Origin of the sequence: Micromonospora sp. NPDC005324 (genome assembly GCF_040607155.1) — a bacterium.
Classification (GTDB): domain Bacteria; phylum Actinomycetota; class Actinomycetes; order Mycobacteriales; family Micromonosporaceae; genus Micromonospora; species Micromonospora trifolii.
The window spans coordinates 269,806-288,682 of record NZ_JBEXGE010000001.1 but is presented as its reverse complement, the minus strand read 5'-3'; the positions used below and the strand labels follow the sequence as shown (position 1 = coordinate 288,682).

At 71.1% G+C, this 18,877-nt stretch carries 20 protein-coding genes; 11 read left to right on the top strand and 9 right to left on the bottom strand.

What is annotated here, in order from left to right; all coding sequences use genetic code 11:
- The first annotated feature begins 5 nt into the window (after positions 1 to 5).
- The 3 genes from ABZS40_RS01420 (at position 6) to ABZS40_RS01410 (ending at position 2,891) form a co-directional block, all read left to right on the top strand.
- The gene (locus ABZS40_RS01420) at positions 6 to 380 is read left to right on the top strand and encodes a DsrE family protein (RefSeq protein ID WP_112584197.1); all 375 of its coding nucleotides are present in this window, start codon (positions 6 to 8) and stop codon (positions 378 to 380) included.
- 79 nt (positions 381 to 459) lie between these two features.
- Entirely contained in the window at positions 460 to 840 is a 381-nt protein-coding gene (locus ABZS40_RS01415; protein ID WP_354940526.1) for an SCP2 sterol-binding domain-containing protein, read from the top strand.
- Positions 837 to 2,891 (top strand): glycogen debranching N-terminal domain-containing protein, encoded by a 2,055-nt coding sequence (locus ABZS40_RS01410; protein ID WP_354940523.1) that lies wholly within the window; start codon positions 837 to 839, stop codon positions 2,889 to 2,891. The genes ABZS40_RS01415 and ABZS40_RS01410 overlap by 4 nt, the downstream gene beginning before the upstream one ends.
- A 19-nt stretch (positions 2,892 to 2,910) precedes the next feature.
- Here the strand turns inward: ABZS40_RS01410 and ABZS40_RS01405 are convergent, their stop codons facing one another.
- The 7 genes from ABZS40_RS01405 to ABZS40_RS01375 all read right to left on the bottom strand — a co-directional run bounded on the left by ABZS40_RS01405 (position 2,911) and on the right by ABZS40_RS01375 (position 8,000).
- Complete coding sequence (locus ABZS40_RS01405) at positions 2,911 to 3,678, bottom strand: hypothetical protein (protein ID WP_354940868.1); 768 nt, start codon at positions 3,676 to 3,678, stop codon at positions 2,911 to 2,913.
- Between the two features lie 155 nt (positions 3,679 to 3,833).
- Positions 3,834 to 4,292 (bottom strand): winged helix-turn-helix domain-containing protein, encoded by a 459-nt coding sequence (locus ABZS40_RS01400; RefSeq protein WP_354940865.1) that lies wholly within the window; start codon positions 4,290 to 4,292, stop codon positions 3,834 to 3,836.
- A 195-nt stretch (positions 4,293 to 4,487) separates the two neighbouring features.
- On the bottom strand, positions 4,488 to 4,808 hold the full coding sequence (locus tag ABZS40_RS01395; protein ID WP_091402852.1) for a DUF1416 domain-containing protein: 321 nt from the start codon (positions 4,806 to 4,808) through the stop codon (positions 4,488 to 4,490).
- 2 nt (positions 4,809 to 4,810) lie between these two features.
- On the bottom strand, positions 4,811 to 5,659 hold the full coding sequence (locus tag ABZS40_RS01390) for a sulfurtransferase (protein ID WP_238676657.1): 849 nt from the start codon (positions 5,657 to 5,659) through the stop codon (positions 4,811 to 4,813).
- Positions 5,660 to 5,865: 206 nt separating this feature from the next.
- A complete protein-coding gene (locus ABZS40_RS01385) occupies positions 5,866 to 5,943 on the bottom strand; it encodes an Ms5788A family Cys-rich leader peptide (protein ID WP_310503780.1) in 78 nt (25 codons plus the stop codon).
- A gap of 105 nt (positions 5,944 to 6,048) precedes the next feature.
- Entirely contained in the window at positions 6,049 to 6,837 is a 789-nt protein-coding gene (locus ABZS40_RS01380; protein WP_354940519.1) for a DUF2993 domain-containing protein, read from the bottom strand.
- Between the two features lie 104 nt (positions 6,838 to 6,941).
- Positions 6,942 to 8,000, bottom strand: a complete 1,059-nt coding sequence (locus ABZS40_RS01375; protein WP_354940516.1) for a hypothetical protein — start codon at positions 7,998 to 8,000, stop codon at positions 6,942 to 6,944.
- A gap of 241 nt (positions 8,001 to 8,241) precedes the next feature.
- Between ABZS40_RS01375 and ABZS40_RS01370 the strand changes: the two genes are divergently transcribed.
- From ABZS40_RS01370 to pstB, 7 genes are all read left to right on the top strand, one after another.
- Positions 8,242 to 8,961 carry a response regulator transcription factor gene (locus ABZS40_RS01370; RefSeq protein WP_354940862.1) on the top strand — a complete coding sequence of 240 codons (720 nt, stop codon included), beginning with the start codon at positions 8,242 to 8,244 and terminating at the stop codon, positions 8,959 to 8,961.
- A 153-nt stretch (positions 8,962 to 9,114) separates the two neighbouring features.
- The gene (locus tag ABZS40_RS01365; RefSeq protein ID WP_354940513.1) at positions 9,115 to 9,993 is read left to right on the top strand and encodes a polysaccharide deacetylase family protein; all 879 of its coding nucleotides are present in this window, start codon (positions 9,115 to 9,117) and stop codon (positions 9,991 to 9,993) included.
- Positions 9,994 to 10,051: 58 nt separating this feature from the next.
- Positions 10,052 to 10,978: a mycothiol synthase gene (mshD, locus tag ABZS40_RS01360; protein WP_354940510.1), complete on the top strand. Its 927-nt coding sequence runs from the start codon at positions 10,052 to 10,054 to the stop codon at positions 10,976 to 10,978.
- A gap of 313 nt (positions 10,979 to 11,291) precedes the next feature.
- Positions 11,292 to 12,392, top strand: coding sequence for a phosphate ABC transporter substrate-binding protein PstS (gene pstS / locus ABZS40_RS01355; protein WP_354940507.1), 1,101 nt, complete (start codon positions 11,292 to 11,294; stop codon positions 12,390 to 12,392).
- A 38-nt stretch (positions 12,393 to 12,430) separates the two neighbouring features.
- Entirely contained in the window at positions 12,431 to 13,525 is a 1,095-nt protein-coding gene (gene pstC / locus ABZS40_RS01350; protein ID WP_354940504.1) for a phosphate ABC transporter permease subunit PstC, read from the top strand.
- On the top strand, positions 13,522 to 14,610 hold the full coding sequence (gene pstA / locus ABZS40_RS01345) for a phosphate ABC transporter permease PstA (protein WP_354940501.1): 1,089 nt from the start codon (positions 13,522 to 13,524) through the stop codon (positions 14,608 to 14,610). The genes pstC and pstA overlap by 4 nt, the downstream gene beginning before the upstream one ends.
- Positions 14,611 to 14,627: 17 nt before the next feature.
- On the top strand, positions 14,628 to 15,404 hold the full coding sequence (pstB, locus tag ABZS40_RS01340; RefSeq protein WP_091402861.1) for a phosphate ABC transporter ATP-binding protein PstB: 777 nt from the start codon (positions 14,628 to 14,630) through the stop codon (positions 15,402 to 15,404).
- Between the two features lie 461 nt (positions 15,405 to 15,865).
- Here the strand turns inward: pstB and ABZS40_RS01335 are convergent, their stop codons facing one another.
- Positions 15,866 to 16,699 carry an NUDIX hydrolase gene (locus ABZS40_RS01335; RefSeq protein WP_354940498.1) on the bottom strand — a complete coding sequence of 278 codons (834 nt, stop codon included), beginning with the start codon at positions 16,697 to 16,699 and terminating at the stop codon, positions 15,866 to 15,868.
- 135 nt (positions 16,700 to 16,834) lie between these two features.
- On the opposite strand from ABZS40_RS01335, the gene ABZS40_RS01330 reads away from it, so the two are divergent.
- Positions 16,835 to 17,803, top strand: coding sequence for a Gfo/Idh/MocA family oxidoreductase (locus tag ABZS40_RS01330; protein ID WP_354940495.1), 969 nt, complete (start codon positions 16,835 to 16,837; stop codon positions 17,801 to 17,803).
- A 57-nt stretch (positions 17,804 to 17,860) separates the two neighbouring features.
- On the opposite strand, the gene ABZS40_RS01325 is transcribed toward ABZS40_RS01330, so the two are convergent.
- Positions 17,861 to 18,868: an inorganic phosphate transporter gene (locus tag ABZS40_RS01325; RefSeq protein WP_354940859.1), complete on the bottom strand. Its 1,008-nt coding sequence runs from the start codon at positions 18,866 to 18,868 to the stop codon at positions 17,861 to 17,863.
- Positions 18,869 to 18,877: the final 9 nt, after the last annotated feature.

The window sequence follows — 18,877 nt, the reverse complement described above, 5'->3', positions numbered from 1 at the left end:
ATCCTATGCTGGGCCACATGGCCCGCACTCTCGTCGTCAAGGCCACCGCAGGGGCGGACGCCCCGGAGCGGTGCGCGCAGGCATTCACCGTCGCCGCGACGGCGGTGGCGGCCGGGGTGGACGTCTCGCTCTGGCTGACCGGTGAGTCCACCTGGTTCGCGCTGCCCGGTCGCGCCCAGCAGTTCGATCTGCCGCACTCCGCGCCCCTGGCCGAGTTGCTGCACGTCATCCTGACCAGCGGTCGGGTGACCGCCTGCACGCAGTGCGCGGCCCGACGGGAGATCGGCCCGGACGACGTACTCCCCGGGGTCCGGATCGCCGGTGCCGCGGTCTTCGTCGAGGAGGCGTTGGCCGAGGGCGCGCAGGCGCTCGTCTACTGACCGCACGGCGGTTGTGGGTCGATCCGAGCGGAGTGCCGATACCGACCCGACATCTCGGACGGCTGCCTACGATTCGGATGTGACCGAGGCGGCGGAGAGATTCTTCGAAGCGCTGCCGTCGCGCGCACCCGACGTCCTGGGCGGCCTGGCCGACGGCACCCTTCAGATCGACCTCGGCGACGACCACCGCACCGAACACTGGCTGGTCCGGATGCGGCCCGGGTTCGTGCAGGTCAGCCGGGGGCGTGGCCCGGCCGACGCGATCTGGTACAGCAGCGCCGCCCTCTTCGACCGGCTGATCAGCGGCGAGGCCCAGGGGGTCGCGGCGGTGCTGCGCAACGAGAGCACGTTCAGCGGGAACGTGGTGCTCTTCCTCGCCTTCCGCCGGTTCTTTCCGAACCCGCCCGGCACCCGCGACCCCCGCGAAACGGCCCGCCGAGCAGCCGGGCGACTTCGGTGAACGACCTCGTCAGCATCCTGGACGGCAACACCTTCCTGGTCAGCGATCGGCGGGGGGACATCGAGCCGTCCTACGACTTCCCCACCGGCCTGTTCTCCTTCGACACCCGCTTCCTGTCCACCTGGGTGCTGACCCTGGACGGCGAACGGCTGCACGCCCTCTCCGTCGACGACGCCGAGTCGTACCGCACCAAGTTCTTCCTCGCCCCCGGCGAACCCACGCACTATCTGGACGCCAAGGCGTCGGTGGTCCGCAGCCGGGCGATAGTGGGCAGCTTCGAGGAGGAGCTGACAGTGCTGAACCACCTCGGCGCGGAGGTCGAGCGCACCGTCCGGATCGAGATCGGGGCCGACTTCGCCGACCTGTTCGAGATCAAGAACTCTCGGCAGAAGCGGGGCCGGACCACAGTCACTGTCGCCGAGAACGAGCTGCGACTGACCTACCGGCGGGAGGCGTTCCACCGGGAGACGGTGGTCAGCACCACCGCGCCGGCCCAGGTCGACGACACCGGGATGACCTTCCGGATCCGGTTGGCCCGCAACGGCAGGTGGACCACCCGGCTGCACGTGTCCAGCGTCGTCTACGGGGCCCGGGGCGAGGACATCCGAGCCACCCTGCCGTACGGCGGCAGCCGCAGAGCGGACGTCATCCGGGCCGAGCAGCAGGAGCTGATCGACCGGGCGCCGAAGCTCGGCTGCGACTGCGAGCCGCTGGCCGGGGCGTACCGGCGCAGCCTCAACGACCTGGCCGCGCTGCGCTACGAGTCGATCGCCCTGGGCGTACGGCTCATCGCGGCGGGACTCCCCTGGTTCATGACCCTGTTCGGCCGGGACAGCATCATCACCTCGTTGCAGGTGCTGCCGTTCCTGCCGGAGCTGGTTCCGCCGACCATCCTGATGCTGGCCGGTCTGCAGGGGGAGCGGGTGGACGACTTCCGGGACGAGGAACCCGGCAAGATCCTGCACGAGCTGCGATACGGCGAGACCGCCGGCTTCGAGGAGCAGCCACACTCGCCGTACTACGGGTCGGCCGACTCCACGCCCCTGTTCGTCATCCTGATCGACGAGTACGAGCGGTGGACCGGTGACGCCGCACTCGTCCGCAAGCTGGAGCCGCAGGTCCGCAGGGCGCTGGAGTGGATCGACACCTATGGGGACCTGCTCGGCACCGGCTACCTCTGGTACCAGACCCGCAACCAGAAGACCGGCCTGCAGAACCAGTGCTGGAAGGACTCCTGGGACGCCATCTCGTACGCCGACGGTCAGCTGCCCGGCTTCCCCCGGGCCACCTGCGAGTTGCAGGGCTACGCGTACGACGCGAAGGTCCGGGCCGCCCGGCTGGCCCGGAAGTTCTGGAACGACCCGGAGTACGCCGACGAGCTGGAGCGGCAGGCCGCCGACCTCAAACGGCGGTTCGACAGCGACTTCTGGATTCCCGAGCGCGAGCACTACGCGCTCGCGCTGGACGCCGACGGTCGGCAGGTGGACGCGCTGACCTCGAACATCGGGCACCTGCTGTGGAGCGGCATCGTGGACGAGTCGCGCGCCGGCAAGGTGGTCGAGCACCTGCTCGGGCCCCGCTTGTTCTCCGGCTGGGGGGTGCGGACGCTCGCCGCGGACGAGGGACGGTACAACCCGATCGGCTACCACGTGGGCACTGTCTGGCCGTTCGACAACTCGATCATCGCCTGGGGGTTGTGGCGGTACGGCTTCCGGGAGGAGGCCGGGCTGCTCTGCGACACGATGCTGGCGGCGTCCCGGTACTTCGAGGGTCGGCTGCCGGAGGCGTTCGCCGGCTACGCCCGGGACCTCACCGACTACCCGGTGGAGTACCCGACCGCGTGCAGCCCGCAGGCCTGGTCGACCGGCACCCCGCTGCTGTTGCTGCGGGTGATGCTCGGTTTGGAGCCGCAGGGCGAGCACCTGATCATCGACCCGGCCGTGCCGCCGGGGATGGGCCGGGTCGAGCTGCTGGACATCCCCGGCCGGTGGGGCATGGTCGACGCGTTGGGCCGCAGCCGTGACCCGGAGGATCAGCCGGGCGACGGCTGACCCGAGCGGGCAGCCCGGCTCAGCTCGGGCAGCCGACGGTGGCGGCGAGTCGGGTGGCGTCCGGGCTGATCTCGGCCAGCACCGTGACGGCACCGCTGCGGTACGCGTACACCGGGGGTTGGTCCAGCAGTGGGGCGTTGCCGGCCAGCGGGGCGAGTGCGGCCGTCGAGGCGGCCGGGCCGGGACCGTTCGCGGACCACGCGGTACGGGCGAGCCCGCCTCCCGGACAGGGCGCGGTGACCAGCTCCGAAGCGGCATCGCCCGGCTGGTCGAGGGCCCGCAGCGCGGCGGTCAGCGCGGTTGTTTCCGGCCCGGCAGCGGTGGCCGGGGCCGGGGTGTAGCCGGCGCCGACCGGCCGGCAACCGGTGTCGACGACCAGTCGTACCCGGCCGTCGACCGTCGGTCGACCCTCGACGGCCACGAAGTCTCCGGCGTCGGCGCGCAGCTCGGGGCCGTCCACCCCGGGCCCGACCCCGGCCCGCCAGCTCGCCGGCAGCCGGTCGGCGATGCCGGCCAGCACAGCCCGCTCGTCACCGGTGGCCGCGAGTACCCCGAGCTCGCGTCGCAGTCTCGCCCCGTCCTCGAACGGGGTGACCCGGCAGCCGGACGCGACCCGCGCCGGACCCAGTTCCAGCAGACCGCCCGCACCGGCCGCGCGAGCCAACTCGCCGACAGCCCGGTCGACCACCGGGCCGGCCTGGTCGAGGGAACGCTGTTCGCGCACTGTCGGCGGGTCGTTCCGCACCGATATCCAGGTGAGCCCGGCCAGCAGCACGGCCCAGGCCACGGTCACGGCCAGCAGCCAACGCCGCCGCGACCGGGCCGGTGTCGGCGCGGCGGGGTCGGCCGAAGAGGCCCGACCCGTCTGGACAGCACCGCTCACCCGGCCATGGTGTCACGCGCCCGCCGCCGGGCCGGCAGCGGAGGCGGTCGGCCCGGCGGTCAGTGGTCGTTCAGCCGGGGCGGCGGGTCGAGCCGGTAGCCGATCCCTCGTACGGTGTGCACCTGCGGCCCGCCCGGCAGGCCCCGCAGCCTGCGACGAAGCCGTTTGACGGCGGATTGCAGCGCCGCGGTGTCCGCGCCACCCAGCGCGGCGGCGCAGAGCCGTTCGTAGCTCCACACCACCAGCGGTGGGCCGATGAGCAGCGTGAGCAGCTCTCGTTCGGCGGGGGTCACCGGGAGCACCTCGCCGCGCCAGGTGACCCGGTGTCCGGCCCGGTCGACGACCAGCTCACCCCACTCCACCAGGCCCCGCGCCTCGGTGAGCGGAAGGACTGTGGGATCGACCGGCGCCGTGCCCGTCGGCGACGACAACAGCTCGCGTAGCTCGGTCAGGTCGGAACAGCTGAGCACCGGGGCGCTCCCGCTGAGTTGGCTCAGCACCCGCTCCCGCATCGACATGTCCGTGCCCACGCAGAGGACGATGGGGACCGCTTCGCCGGACCCGCCACTTTCATCCCTGAAATCCACCAGTAGATAGTGACGTATGCCGATGGATTTCGGCACCCGCCCCGGCGTGCCGACGCGCTGTGAGGAAACGACCGGGGCCAGCCACCCCCGGGAGGGCGACCGGCCCCGGTCCATCAGAGCAGTCGGTCAGGCGACGGTGACGGCAACCTCGTTGACGCCCCGGCCGGCAGTGACAGCGGTGTCACCGTTGCCGTGCCGGGACAACGCCCGCAGCGTCCAGGAACCCGGGGCGGCGAAGAACCGGAACTGCCCGGCGGCCGAGGTGACCACCTCGGCGGTGAACTCACCGGTCGAATCGAGCAGCCGGACGTACGCGCCCGGCACCGGCTCGGCCTCGGCGGAGCGGACGATGCCGGTGATGACGGTTTCCTTCTCCAGGTCCAGGCTGGCCGGCAGCGGCGCGGCCTGGTCCGGGGCGGCGCAACCCGCGGCGGTGGGAAGAGTCATGATCAGGCCTCCCCGGGTTCGTCGCCGAGCGCGACAGGCACACCGACCAGCGAGCCGTACTCGGTCCAGGAGCCGTCGTAGTTCTTGACGTTGCGGTGACCCAGCAGCTCCTGGAGCACGAACCAGGTGTGCGACGAGCGCTCACCGATCCGGCAGTACGCGATGGTCTCCTTGCCGTCGTCGAGCCCCGCGTCGCCGTAGATCTTGCGCAGGTCGTCGTCGGACCGGAAGGTGCCGTCCTCGTTGGCCGCCTTGGACCACGGCACGCTGATCGCGGTGGGGATGTGGCCGGCCCGCTGTGCCTGCTCCTGCGGCAGGTGGGCGGGGGCGAGCAGGCGACCGGCGAACTCGTCGGGGCTGCGCACGTCGACCAGGTTCTTCGTGCCGATCGCGGCGACGACCTCGTCGCGGAAGGCCCGGATGGAGGTGTCCGGCTCCTGCGCGACGTACTGCGTCGCCGGACGGGACACCGCGTCGGTGACGAGCGGGCGAGCGTCCAGCTCCCACTTCTTGCGGCCACCGTCGAGCAGCTTCACGTCGCGGTGGCCGTAGAGCTTGAAGTACCAGTAGGCGTACGCGGCGAACCAGTTGTTGTTGCCGCCGTACAGGATGACGGTGTCGTCGTTGCTGATGCCCCGCTCGGAGAGCAGCGCCTCGAACTGCGTCTTGTTGACGAAGTCCCGGCGGACCTGGTCCTGGAGGTCGGTCCTCCAGTCGATCTTGATGGCGCCGGCGATGTGGCCGGTCTCGTAGGCCGAGGTGTCCTCGTCGACCTCGACGAAGACGACGCCCGGGGCGTCGAGGTTCTTCTCGGCCCACTCGGCCGAAACGAGTGCGGTGTCGCGACTCATCGAATCACTCCCTGGTGAGGATGGATGGTGAGCCAACGCGCGCGAATCGATGGATGTATCTGTCGCACCACGCGCGGGACCCAGCGGAAGGACGGGATCACGGGTTCGTGCGACGGCGCCGCTGCCGGGCGTTCGGTGGGATAACCGGAGGGTGCGAGAACCCTGTGCCGGTGGCCGCCGTCAGGCGGCCGGAGACAGCCCCGCCGTCAGATGACGGGGCGACACAGGCAGGTGGCCACGCGGCACAGGTCGACCGCGCGCCGTTTGGTGAGGTGGGTCCCCATGGCCAGGGAGCCTACCAGCCAGCGACCGTGCTGCCACTGGGCCGACCACCATCCGGGAATCGCCGGGATCGCCGAGGATTTCGGCGTCCCACAGCGCCTCCGGCGTCAGCCAGCGGAGTTGATCGGCACGTTCTTGGCGTCGGCGGTGACCGCCAGCCCTTCCGGCAGTGGACGGACCTCCCGGACCGCGAGCTGGAACGGCAACTCCGGCAGGGGCACGTCGATGGAGATGCTCTTGGCGTAGTTGCTCAGGAAGGCACGGGCCAGCGGCAGGTTCGGCAGACCCGCGGCGTCCAGGTCGTTGAACCGCAGGGCGACAGCGCCGTTGTCGGCGACGGTGACGTCGGCGGTGCCGCTGATGGTGAGCTTCTGACCGAGGATGTCGGCCGGGGCCGTGACGGTGAGCTTGCCGTTCTGCTCGCCGAGCGTGAGACCCGGGCGGTTCAGCAGCGCGGCCAGACTCTCGTAGCTGATCGTGCCGGCGCCGTTGACGGTGCCCGCCACGACGTCACCCTGGCCGGTGCGCAGAGTGTCCAGCGAGGCCCGAACGTTGCGGGCGGTCACATCGAGCACGGGCAGCCGGACGGCGTCGCCCTCGACCGAGGCCTGCACGTCGCGCAAATTGATGGTGATCCGCTGGTAACGGCCATCCAGCACCTGGGTGAGGAAGGGAGTTCCGCCCACCTCCACCTCGGGCGCGGCGGACTGCGCGCCCTGCTTGGCGATCTCCTGGCGTACGCGGTCGCCGATCATCCGCTCGGCGACCCCGACCGCCACCCGGTCGGCGACCACCAGCAGACCCGCCAGCAGCAGGAGCAGCACGAACAGCCCGATGAGCAGCTTGCGGCCACGCCGTCGGGGTCGCGCCTGGTCCACCGGATAGTCCTGCGCCACGCCGCCTCCTGTCTCCGCCCGTCGCGCCGCGACGGGTCGCTCCTACCGACGCCGCAGGGCGGCGCACCCGTAGGTACCCGACCGGCTCAGCGCTCAACCGTGACTCAGAGGAAGAGCATGCACATGGCGTACGCGGCGGGCGCCGCCAGAGCGAAGCCGCCGAGCGGACCCTGCATGTGCCGGGCCACCCACATCGTGGGCGGTTCGCCAGCCATCAACCGGCCCGCCTCCGCATACCCCACGGCGAGGTCGGAGAGGACGGCGGTGACCGCCGCGACCAGGCCGATCACGGCGGCCCGGGTCGGCGTGAAGGGAGCCACCAGGTAGCTGCCGAGGAGGGCGCTGGTCAGCGTGCCGACCATCGCGCCGGTCACCACGCCGGCGGCGCCCCGAGGCACCTGCGGGGCGAGCCGGGGCCAGGGCAGTACGGCGTCGGTGAGCCGGGCGACGGTGAGCGCGACACCGCTCGCGGTCAGGCAGACGGTGATCGCCTGGGTGCCGGCCGGGATCCGGCTGAGCACGATCAGGGTGCCGAAGGCCACCACCCCGACCACGATGAGCAGCGTGGAGCCGAGGGAGTCGGTGACCCGGACCCGGTCGACCCGACGAACCAGCTGGCCGAGCACCGCAGCGAGGAACCCACCGGCGGCCAGGTAGCCCAGCGGCGCCAGGCCGGCGACGTCGGTCTGCACCGCCGCGATGTCGACCAACGCCGCGACCGTGGCGCTGATCCCGGCGACCACCAACAGCGCGGGCGGACGCATGGCCATCGTCCAGGCGAGCACGAACAGCAGTTGGACGCCGAAGATGATGAAGGCGAACGGCAGCCGGTGACCGGGGCCTGACGTCTGCGCGCCGAGCACCAGGCCCACACCGAGCAGCGCGGCGAAGCCGGCGATCGTCAGCGCCAGTTGACGGTGCACCGCGACCGGGGCAATGACCTCCTCTTCCGGCTCGTCGATCTCGTCTTCGGATCGGCGGGCCGGCTCGCCGGAGCGACGGGCACGGCGCGGCCCACCCCGTTGACGGCGGTCGCCATCGGTGGTGGCCGGACCGGTACGCGGCGCGGGCGGTTGGCCGCGCGTCGCTGCGGCGGCCGGACCCGGTTGGGGCCCAGCGGGCCACGATTCGCGGCCGGCCTCGGGCGAGGTGGAGGGAAACACGACCCGATCGTGCCAGACCGACGGCCCGACGCGGTGGTCACGGGTTTCAGCGACGTTAAAATCCGGGCCACGATCAGGGGCAAGGTAGACAAACAGGAAATGGCCCGACGGCGCGGCCGAGGCGATCGGTTAGGCTCGACGCGTTACCCGCCCGTCAGCGACGCCGGGACCACGCAATTTCTCAGCGCACTCCTTGATGAGGGCGACTGGTCGCGTGCGGCCTCGCGCCGCCGGGACGGAGGTGATCGTGGAGATCCTGCTGCTGGTGACCGCACGCGCAGGGGAACCGTCGGCTGTGCTGCCGGCACTCGACCTGCTGCCACACTCGGTCCGTACTGCGCCGCGTGACGTTCGCACCCTGGTCGCGGGCCCCAGCCCGGACGCGGTGATGGTGGACGCCCGATCGGAGTTGAGCGAGGCCCGGGCGACCTGTCGGATGCTGCACGCCACCGGGCTCGGCGTGCCGCTGGTCGCGGTGGTGACCGAGGCCGGCCTGATCGCACTCAACGCCGACTGGGGCGTCGACGACGTCATCCTCGCCTCGGCCGGTCCCGCCGAGGTCGAGGCACGGCTGCGGCTGGCGGTGGGCCGGCTCAGCAACGCGACAGCTGGCGCGGGTGGCTCGATCCGGGCCGGCGAGCTGACCATCGACCCGGACACCTACGCGGCCAAGCTCAAGGGCCGCCCTCTCGACCTCACCTACAAGGAGTTCGAGCTGCTGAAGTTCCTGGCCCAGCACCCGGGCCGGGTGTTCACCCGGGACCAGCTCCTGCGCGAGGTCTGGGGCTACGACTACTTCGGCGGCACCCGCACTGTGGACGTGCACGTCCGGCGACTGCGCGCCAAGCTCGGCTCGGAGTACGAGTCGATGATCGGCACCGTCCGCCAGGTCGGCTACAAGTTCGTCGTTCCGCCGTCGCGGTCGCTTCCCGAGGCGGAGCACGTGCCCCTGCCGGTCTGATCCGCGGACCACCCAGGCGATTTCCCATATGCCCTTTTTGCGCAGCTTGGCAGCTCTATTCTGACTGCCGGGTTTGTCGGAGAAAGGGGCGACGGTGCGCGCACTGAACACGGGGGCGACGGGCCGGCGTGACCGGCAAGCCAGGTGCGAGTCGTGACGCGGGGCAGCTCCACCGCGCGGGCCGTGGGGATCGTGACGCTGGTGGTGGCGGGGCTGCTCGGCTCCGCGTACGTGCTGGGCCGCAGCCTCGTCCCCGACCAGACGCCTCGGCACTCCACGGGAGTCACCACGAGCGCCGACGGGCCGCACTACGCCGACCAACCCAGTGTTGGCGAGCCGGGTGGAGCCCCGAGCGCCAGTGCCAGCGCGGTTGAGACCGGCCCGGCCGAGGCCGGCCAGGACGGGTCCGGACGGAACGCCGGCGACGACAACCTGTTCGGCGCGCACGCCACCACCGGCACCCCGCGGCTCGCGCTGACCTTCGACGACGGGCCGGACCCGCGCTACACCCCGCAGGTCCTCGCCCTCCTGCGCGAATACGACGTGCGCGCCACGTTCTGCGTGGTCGGCGAGAACGCGCAGAACCACCCCGACCTGGTCCAGTCGATCGTGGACGCCGGGCACACCCTGTGCAACCACTCCTGGCACCACGACGTCGGCCTGGGCGCCCGATCGGCCGACGCCATCCGCTCCGACCTCCTGCGCACCAACGCGGCGATCCGGGCGGCGGTGCCGAACGCCCCGATCGTCTGGTACCGCCAGCCGGGCGGGGCCTGGACGTACCCGGTGGTGTCGGTGGCGCAGCAGCTCGGCATGACCCCGCTGCACTGGTCGGTGGATCCGTCGGACTGGGAGCAGCCCGGCGCCACCAAGATCACCGCGACGGTGCTGAGCCAGGCCGCACCGGGCTCGGTGGTGCTGCTGCACGACGCCGGTGGGGACCGACAGGGCACGGTGGAGGCGCTGCGCCGGATCCTGCCCGACCTGACCGCCCGGTTCGAGCTGGAGGCACTACCCACCGACCCGACGTGAGCCGCGGCTTTACGGCGACGCTCCGGGCGTCACGACAGCCAACGGATACGGTGGCGGGATGAGCAGCGCGGAGCCGACCAGCGACCAGGTGACCCGGAGCGACCGACTGGCACCGGCGGAGATCGCCGACGTCCTCGCGCTCGCCAGCACCGCAGGTGACACGGACGGAGCCGACCCGCTCGACGAGCACGTCCTGTTGCGGCTGCGCGACGCCGACGCCCCCGCCGTGCATCTGATCGCCCGCGCCGACGACGGCACCCTCACCGGGTACGCGCACCTGGACACCACCGACCCGGTCGGCGGGATCGGGGTCGAGCTGGTGGTGCACCCCGAGTACCGGCGGCGGGGCACCGGGCGGGCGCTCGCCCGGGGCGTACTCGCCTCGGCCACCGGGCCACTGCGGGCCTGGGCGCACGGCGACCACCCCTCGGCCGCCGCGCTCGCCGTCGACCTCGGCTTCACCCGCGCCCGGGTGCTCTGGCAGCTGCGCCGGCCGTTGGCCGCCCCGCTGGGCGAGCCGCGCGTGCCCGACGGGGTGGCGCTACGCGAGTTCCGACCCGGGCTTGACGACACGGCCTGGTTGGCCCTCAACGCACGGGCCTTCGCCGAGCACCCCGAGCAGGGCCGGTGGACGTCGGACGACCTGCGGGTCCGCCTCGCCGAGCCGTGGTTCGACCCGGCGGGCTTCCTGCTCGCCGAGGAGACCGCGACCGGCCGGCTGCTCGGTTTCCACTGGACCAAGGTGCACGAGCGGCCGGGGTCGGCCCGGATCGGCGAGGTGTACGTCCTCGGGGTGGAGCCGACCGCGCACGGCGGCGGGCTCGGCCGTGCCCTGACCACCGCCGGGCTGACATACCTGCGGGACAAGCGCGGCCTCGACCGGGTGATGCTCTTCGTGGACGACTCGAACACCGGGGCCGTCGCGCTCTACGAGCGGCTGGGCTTCGCCCGCTGGTCCGCGCACATCAACTACCACCTGGGCTGACCGTCGGCCGTCGCCCCGACCGGTCACCGGTGGGTGACCCGACCGGTCACCGGTGGGTAACGGCCGGGCGTCGGCGGGATAACGCCGAACCGGATATATGCCCATACTTCCGACAGGTGTGCCCGGGTTCACTTAACGGACAACTCACCCTCAGCAAGCGGTCACCTCGGGGGCCGTACGTGTTCACCTTGCGTTCACTTGCGACCGGCGAACCGGCTACCTGGCACTTCTAACTTTCGTGTCAGCCGGTCAGTGCCGGTCCTCGGGCCCCGGGATCGGGGTGCCAAGTCAGACGCGAAGGGAAACCCCTCAGGTGAAGCTCCAGCGGTACGGCACTATTGCCTGCCTCGCTCTTACTGCGACGCTCGGTCTCAGTGCATGCGGCTCGGACAACAACGAGCCCAGCACCAGCGCTTCGGGCTCGGCCGCCGCGGTCGACTGCGCCACCGGAACGGTGAACGCCCAGGGCTCGTCGGCGCAGAAGAACGCCATGGCCGAGTGGATCAAGGCGTACCAGCAGAAGTGCCAGGGCACCACGGTGAACTACGAGGCTTCCGGCTCGGGCGCCGGCATCCAGGCGTTCATCGCCGGGACCGCCGACTTCGCCGGTTCCGACTCCGCGCTCAAGCCGGAGGAGCAGCCGCAGGCCGACGCCAAGTGCGTCGGTGGCAAGGCCATCCACCTGCCGATGGTGATCGGCCCGGTGGCCGTCGCCTACAACGTCAGCGGCGTGGACAACCTCCAGCTCAAGCCGGCCACCCTGGCGAAGATCTTCGCCGGCAAGGTCACCAAGTGGGACGACGCCACGATCAAGGCCGACAACCCGGACGCCAAGCTCCCGGCGACCACGATCCAGACCGTCCACCGTTCGGACGAGTCGGGCACCACCGACAACTTCACCAAGTACCTCTCGAAGACCGCCGAGAGCGACTGGACCCTGAGCAACGCCAAGTCGTGGAAGGCCCCGGGCGGCACCGGCGCCAAGGGCTCGGACGGCGTGGCCAGCCGGGTCAAGGGCGCGGACGGCTCCATCGGCTACATGGAGTGGTCGTTCGCCGAGAACGCCGGTCTGAAGATGTCGAAGATCGGCAACGGCAACGGCGAGTTCGCCGCGCTGACCGCCGAGGCGGCCGGCAAGACCATCGCCGGTGCTGCCGTCGAGGGTCAGGGCGACGACCTCAAGCTGAAGATCGACTACAACACCAAGGAGGCCGGGGCGTACCCGATCGTCCTGGCCACGTACGAGATCGTCTGCAGCAAGGGCCTCGCGGCCGACAAGCTGAAGCTGGTCAAGGGCCTGCTGGGCCACGCCGCCAGCGCCGAGGGCCAGGCATCTCTCACCGAGCTGGGCTACGCCCCGCTGCCGGAGACGGTCCGCACCAAGGTCGAGACCGCGGTCAAGAACCTCTCCTGACCCGATTCCACACCTCCGCAATCGAATCGAGCGAGCAGATGGGTGAAACCCCTCACCGCTCGGCCGACGCCGGCACCGGCGGGACGCGCGTGACCCAGAGTCACGAGTGGCCCGCCGGTGCCTCGGCGCGTGTGGCCGAGGCACCAGTCAGCACCCGTTTCCCGGGCGGCACCGGGCTGGGCGGCGGCGGCGGCGCACTGCCGCGCAGCCGTAGGTTCGGCGCCGAGCGGGCCTTCCGCGGTCTCACTCTGGCCGCCGGCACCGCCGTTCTGGTCATCATCGCCGCCATCGCGATCTTCCTGGTCGCCAAGGCGGTGCCGGCCCTACGCGCCAACACCGAGAACTTCTGGTCCTACGAGGGCTGGTCCCCCAACGAGACGCAGCCGAAGTTCGGCATCGGCGCGCTCGCCTTCGGCACCGTGCTCAGCTCGGCGCTCGCGCTGCTGATCGCGGTGCCGGTGGCGCTCGGCATCGCGCTCTACCTGTCGCACTACGCGCCGCGCCGGCTGGGCACCGCGCTCGGCTTCCTGGTCGACCTGCTGGCCGCCGTACCGAGCGTGGTCTTCGGCCTGTGGGGACGGGACGTCTTCAGCAGCCCCGTGCGGGACTTCTCGGTATGGCTGAACCAGCACTTCGGCTGGATCCCGCTCTTCGGCGGCGACGGTCCCTTCGGGGCGTCCGTCATGCTGGGCGCCCTGGTGCTCGCGATCATGGTGTTGCCGATCATCACCTCGCTCTCCCGCGAGGTGTTCCTCCAGACGCCCACCGCGAACGAGGAAGCCGCCCTCGCCCTGGGCGCCACCCGTTGGGAGATGCTCCGCACCGCGGTGCTCCCCTACGGCCGCCCCGGCATCATCGCCGCGATGATGCTCGGCCTCGGCCGGGCGCTCGGCGAGACCATCGCCCTGGCGCTGACCCTCGGCATCACCTTCGGAATCTCGTTCAACCTGATCCAGAACGGCGGTAACACCATCGCCGCCAACATCGCCAACGCGTTCGGCGAGGCGAACGAGACCGGCCGGGGTGCATTGATCGCCTCCGGCCTGGTGCTGTTCGCCATCACGCTGATCGTCAACATCACGGCGCGGGCGATCATCTACCGCCGCCGGGAGTTCACGGAGTCGGCCGCATGACCACAACCGTCACCTCCCACCGCACCCGGCCACCGGCCCAGCCCGACTCGCTGCGGGCCAAGCGGCTGCCCTGGTACGCCGCCCCGGCCATCGCCGTGGCAGCCCTGGCGCTCTCCGCCGTGGTCGTCTACGGCACCGGCATCGGCGGCCCGGTCCTCGTGGTCGTTCTCGGCGCGATCCTCTATCTGGTCGGCCTCTTCGCCGCCGCCAACGCGGTCGAGGGGCGCCGGTCGGCCCGCAACCGCACCTGGAGCGCGCTGATCCACTCCGCCTTCGTCCTGGCGGTGCTGCCGCTCATCTCGGTGGTCTGGACGCTGGTCAGCAAGGGCACCGACCGACTGGACGCCGACTTCTTCCAGACCTCGATGAACAACATCGGGGCCCGGGACCCCAACGGCGGCGCCTACCATGCGATCGTCGGCACGCTGGAGCAGGTCGGAATCGCCACCCTGATCACCGTGCCGCTCGGCATCCTCTGCGCCATCTACATCGTCGAGTACGGCCGGGGCAAGTTCGCCTTCGCCATCCGCTTCTTCGTGGATGTGATGACCGGCATCCCGTCGATCGTCTCCGGCCTCTTCGTGCTGGCGTTCTGGGTGCTTGTCGTGTCGCCGTGGTTCAACGACGGTCGGCCCAGCTTCTCCGGCTTCGCTGCGGCGCTCGCGCTGAGCGTGCTCATGCTGCCCACCATCGTCCGGTCCACCGAGGAGATGCTCCGCCTCGTCCCGGCGCCACTGCGCGAGGGCGCGTACGCGCTCGGCGTACCCAAGTGGAAGACGATCCTGCGGGTGGTGCTGCCGACGGCGCTGCCCGGCATCGTCACCGGCGTCATGCTCGCCGTCGCCCGCGCGGCCGGCGAGACCGCGCCGGTGCTGCTGGTCGCCGGCGGCGGCGCCGCCATCAACGCCGATCCCTTCCAGAACAACCAGTCGTCGCTGTCCCTCTTCGTCTACCAGCAGGCCGGTGACGCGTCGAAGTACGCGCCGGCACGGGCGTGGACCGCGGCGCTCACCCTGGTCGCCCTCGTGCTCATCCTGACGATCGCGGCGAAGCTGCTGGCCCGTCGCAACAGGCTCAGCCGATGAACCCCGGAGGTACCACCATGGCCAAGCGCGTCTCCGCCTCGAACGTCACCGCGTACTACGGCGGCTTCAAGGCAATCGAGAACATCAACCTGACGGTCGAGCCGAAGACGGTCACCGCCCTCATCGGGCCGTCCGGTTGCGGCAAGTCGACGTTCCTGCGGTCGATCAACCGGATGCACGAGGTGCTGCCGGGGGCACGGGTCGAGGGCAGCCTGACCATCGACGACCAGGACATCTACGACCGGGACGTGGACGTCACAGCGGTCCGGCGCACCATCGGCATGGTCTTCCAGCGGCCCAACCCGTTCCCCACCATGAGCATCTTCGAGAACGTGGTGGCCGGGCTGAAGCTCAACGGGGTCCGCAAGAAGTCGATCCTGGAGGACGCGGCCGAGAAGGCCCTGCGCGCCGCGAACCTGTGGGGCGAGGTCAAGGATCGGCTGGCCAAGCCCGGCGCGGGCCTCTCCGGCGGTCAGCAGCAGCGGCTCTGCATCGCCCGGACCATCGCGGTCGAGCCGCAGGTCGTCCTGATGGACGAGCCGTGCTCCGCCCTGGACCCGATCTCCACGCTGGCGATCGAGGACCTGATGTTCCAGCTCAAGGACAAGTTCACGATTATCATCGTGACGCACAACATGCAGCAGGCCGCGCGGGTCTCGGACCGGACCGCCTTCTTCTCGATCGAGAAGACCGGCGACCCGGGCCGGCTGATCGAGTACGACAACACCCAGAAGATCTTCAGCAACCCGAGCGTGAAGAAGACCGAGGACTACATCACCGGCCGCTTCGGCTGAGCCGCTGATTCCCGGTCCGCTAGGGGCGTCGGTCGACCTGACCGACGCCCTTCTGCGTACCCGATGCGGTTTCCGGTCCGGCGGCGGCGCGGCGCGGTCCGGCCCCGCACTGCCGCAGTCGATCAAGGAGTTGTGGTGGGTGACAAAGGTTCCAAAGAAGACTAAACCAGGCACCACCACTCCATGATCGACAAGTCTATGCTCCCCCGGGCCCCCCTTCCCCGCGATCTTGCACTTGCTGTTGCGATATAAAGGGTGTTTGCGCGCATATCGGCGACCGAAACTGCAAGATCGCGTGCCTCCCACGCGTCTGAGGCAGCAGTACCCCTGAAGTTGTGCGGATCTTGAGGGGCACCCGCCGACGCTAGCGCCCAGAGGCGAGGTCACCGCAGCGCGGGCAGGGCCCAGCGCGCGGGCAGCGGGGGCCGACGGCCGGGCCGGTGGACAGCCTCGGCTGGTGCTCAGCCCAGGACGAAGCGGGGCTCGCCGTCCGGGGGCAGGTCCAGGCGCGGGGTGACAGGTGTGGCGGCGTCCCGGTCGGCCGCCGCCCGCGCCACCCCGGCCAGGTCGCCGGCCGCCGCCACCTGGGCCAGCGTGACAAGTGTCGGTGGCAGCATGGTCAGCTCGCCGGCCCGCGCGCGGGCCCGTGCGTCCGCCGGCCGGATCCACAGGGTGTGGTCGGCCTCGCCGGAGACGTCGCGGGTCCGCTGGCCCGCCGGCAACAGGGCGATGAAGAAGTACGTGTCGAAGCGGCGCGGCTCGAACTCGGGAGTGATCCACCGGCTCCAGGGCAGCAGCAGGTCCGACCGCAGGGTGAGCTGACGGTCGGCGAGCAGCGCGGCAAAGCCCAGCCGGCGCCCTTCCAGGTCCTGCCGGGCCGCCTCCCACTCGTCGCTGCTGACGTCGCCCACCACTGTCTCCCGGTTCGGGCCGGCGAGCAGTACGCCGGCCTCCTCGAAGACCTCCCGCGCGGCGGCGCAGACCACCGCCTGCGCGGCCTCCGGGGCCACCCCGAGCCGGTCCGCCCACTCGCCCGGCGTCGGGCCGGCCCAGTCCAGGTGTGCCTCCGAGTCGGAGCGGTCCACACCGCCGCCGGGGAAGGCGTACATCCCGCCGAAGGTCATCGCGGCGACCCGGCGGATGACGTACACCTCGAAGTCGGTGTCGGTCGGACGCAGCAGCAGCACGGTGGCCGCGACCCGCGGCGTCGCCGGGGTGCCACCCTCGGCCTGGAACCGGCGGGCGTGCTCGACCAGGGCGGCCGGGGCGGCGAAGCCGTCACTGTCGATCGTCATGCCCGCGAGCCTAGTTCCCCCGGCGGGCGGGGTGCGGAGCGCTGCGGGGCGGCCAAGGCACACCGGGGTCCCGCCGGATGAACTGCTCGGCGGCCGGGCAGCGGGCGGTTCACCTGCCTCGGCTAGCGTTCCGGCATGACTCGTTGGGGCATCCTGGCCACCGGCCACATCGCCAGCCGTTTCGCCGAAGACCTCCGGCTGGTGCCGGACGCCGAGTTGGTGGCGGTCGGTTCCCGCGCCGCGGAGAGCGCCCGGCGCTTCGCCGACACGTACGGCGCGAAGCGCGCCTACGGCTCCTGGGTGGAGTTGGCCGCCGACCCGGAGGTGGACGCGATCTACGTGGCGACCCCACATGCGGCTCACTACGAGGCGGCGATGACCTGCCTCACCGCCGGGCGGGCGGTGCTGCTGGAGAAGCCGTTCACCCTCGACCTGGCCACCAGCACCGAGTTGGTCGACACTGCCCGCGCCGCCGGGGTCTTCCTGATGGAGGCCATGTGGATGCGACTGAATCCGATGATCCTGCGGGTGGTCGAGCTGATCGCGCACGGGGCGATCGGCACGGTGACCGGCGTCCGGGCCGACTTCGGGGTGGCCGGGCCGTTCCCGCCGGAGCATCGGATGCGCAACGCGGCGCTGGGCGGGGGCGCCCTGCTCGACCTGGGGATCTACCCGATCAGCCTGGCTCACCTGCTGCTCGGGGTGCCGCAGCACATCCGGTCCTGGGCGCAGCTCGGCCCGGAGGGGACGGACGAGAACACCGGAATGCTGTTCGGCTACGACACCGGAGCGCTGGCGACCCTGAGCTGCGGCATGGTCGGGTTGAGCGGGCAGACGGCCTCGATCACGGGCACCACGGGGCGGATCGACCTGTCGGAGCCGTTCTTCCGGCCGGGTTCGGTGACGGTGCACCGGGCCGGCGCCGAGCCGGAGACGATCGTCGCCGACGGGGCCGGCAACGGCTACCAGTACGAGGCGATCGAGGTGCAGCGCTGCCTGGCCGCCGGCCTGACCGAGAGCCCGGCGGTGCCGCATACCACGACCCTCGAGGTGATGACCCTGCTGGACACGGTCCGCGAGCAGATCGGCGTGCGTTACGTCTGAACGGCGGAAGGGCCCCCGGCCACGGTGGGACCGTGACCGGGGGCCCTTTTCGGGAACTCAGCCGAAGAGCGGCCGGACCAGCAGGTACGTGACGCACGCGATCAGTGCGGCGGCCGGGAACGTGATGATCCAGGCCAGCACGATGTTGCCAGCCACGTTCCAGCGGACCGCGGAGAGTCGCTTGGTCGCGCCGACACCCATGATGGCCGAGGTGATCGTGTGGGTGGTGGAGATCGGGGCCTTCAACACCAGGGCGTTGAAGTAGAGCACCGCGCTGGCGACGGTCTCGGCGGCGAAGCCCTCCGGCGGCCCCAGATCGATGATCTTGCGACCGAGGGTCCGGATGATCCGCCAACCACCGGCGTACGTGCCGAGGGCCAGCATCGTCGCCGAGGTCCAGAACACCCAGCCCGGGATGTGCGTCTTGCTCTCCTGGAAACCACCGGTGTAGAGGGCCAGCACCACGATGCCCATGGTCTTGGCGGCGTCCTGCATGCCGTGGCCGACCGACATGGCGGCCGCCGAGGCGGTCTGCGCCCAGCGGAAGCCCCGGTTGAGCTTGCCCGGCTGCCCCTTGCGGAACAGCCACAGGATGGCCAGCATCAGCAGGTAACCGAGGGTGAGGCCGACGATCGGCGACAGCACCATCGGCAGCAACACCTTCTCAGCGATGTTGACCCACTGCACGATGCCGCCGGTGGAGAGCAGGGTCGCGCCGACCAGGCCGCCGAAGAGCGCGTGCGAGGACGACGAGGGCAGACCGAAGTACCAGGTGATCAGGTTCCAGGCGATCGCCCCGAGCACCCCGGCGAAGACCACACCGAGGCTGCTCACCCCGGTGGGGAGGGTGACCAGGTTGTCGCCGACGGTCTTGGCCACCCCGGCGCCGAAGTGGGCGCCGACGAAGTTGCCGACCGCGGCGAGCCCGAGGGCGATCCGCGGGGTCAACGCCCGGGTGGAGACACTTGTCGCGATCGCGTTGGCGGCGTCGTGGAAGCCGTTGGTGTAGTCGAACGCCAGGGCTACCCCGATCACCGCCAGCACGGCGATGAGTTCGGGTGTCACGGTCACAGG

Bases quoted from the DNA above. Each gene is read 5' to 3' on its own strand.
- ABZS40_RS01390 (WP_238676657.1), bottom strand. From the start codon at position 5,659: ATGAGTCGCGACACCGCACTCGTTTCGGCCGAGTGGGCCGAGAAGAAC.
- mshD (WP_354940510.1), top strand. From the start codon at position 10,052: ATGAGCAGCGCGGAGCCGACCAGCGACCAGGTGACCCGGAGCGACCGA.
- ABZS40_RS01395 (WP_091402852.1), bottom strand. From the start codon at position 4,808: ATGACTCTTCCCACCGCCGCGGGTTGCGCCGCCCCGGACCAGGCCGCG.
- pstA (WP_354940501.1), top strand. From the start codon at position 13,522: ATGACCACAACCGTCACCTCCCACCGCACCCGGCCACCGGCCCAGCCC.
- ABZS40_RS01420 (WP_112584197.1), top strand. From the start codon at position 6: ATGCTGGGCCACATGGCCCGCACTCTCGTCGTCAAGGCCACCGCAGGG.
- ABZS40_RS01335 (WP_354940498.1), bottom strand. From the start codon at position 16,699: ATGACGATCGACAGTGACGGCTTCGCCGCCCCGGCCGCCCTGGTCGAG.
- pstB (WP_091402861.1), top strand. From the start codon at position 14,628: ATGGCCAAGCGCGTCTCCGCCTCGAACGTCACCGCGTACTACGGCGGC.
- ABZS40_RS01400 (WP_354940865.1), bottom strand. From the start codon at position 4,292: ATGTCGATGCGGGAGCGGGTGCTGAGCCAACTCAGCGGGAGCGCCCCG.
- ABZS40_RS01330 (WP_354940495.1), top strand. From the start codon at position 16,835: ATGACTCGTTGGGGCATCCTGGCCACCGGCCACATCGCCAGCCGTTTC.
- ABZS40_RS01385 (WP_310503780.1), bottom strand. From the start codon at position 5,943: ATGGGGACCCACCTCACCAAACGGCGCGCGGTCGACCTGTGCCGCGTG.
- pstC (WP_354940504.1), top strand. From the start codon at position 12,431: ATGGGTGAAACCCCTCACCGCTCGGCCGACGCCGGCACCGGCGGGACG.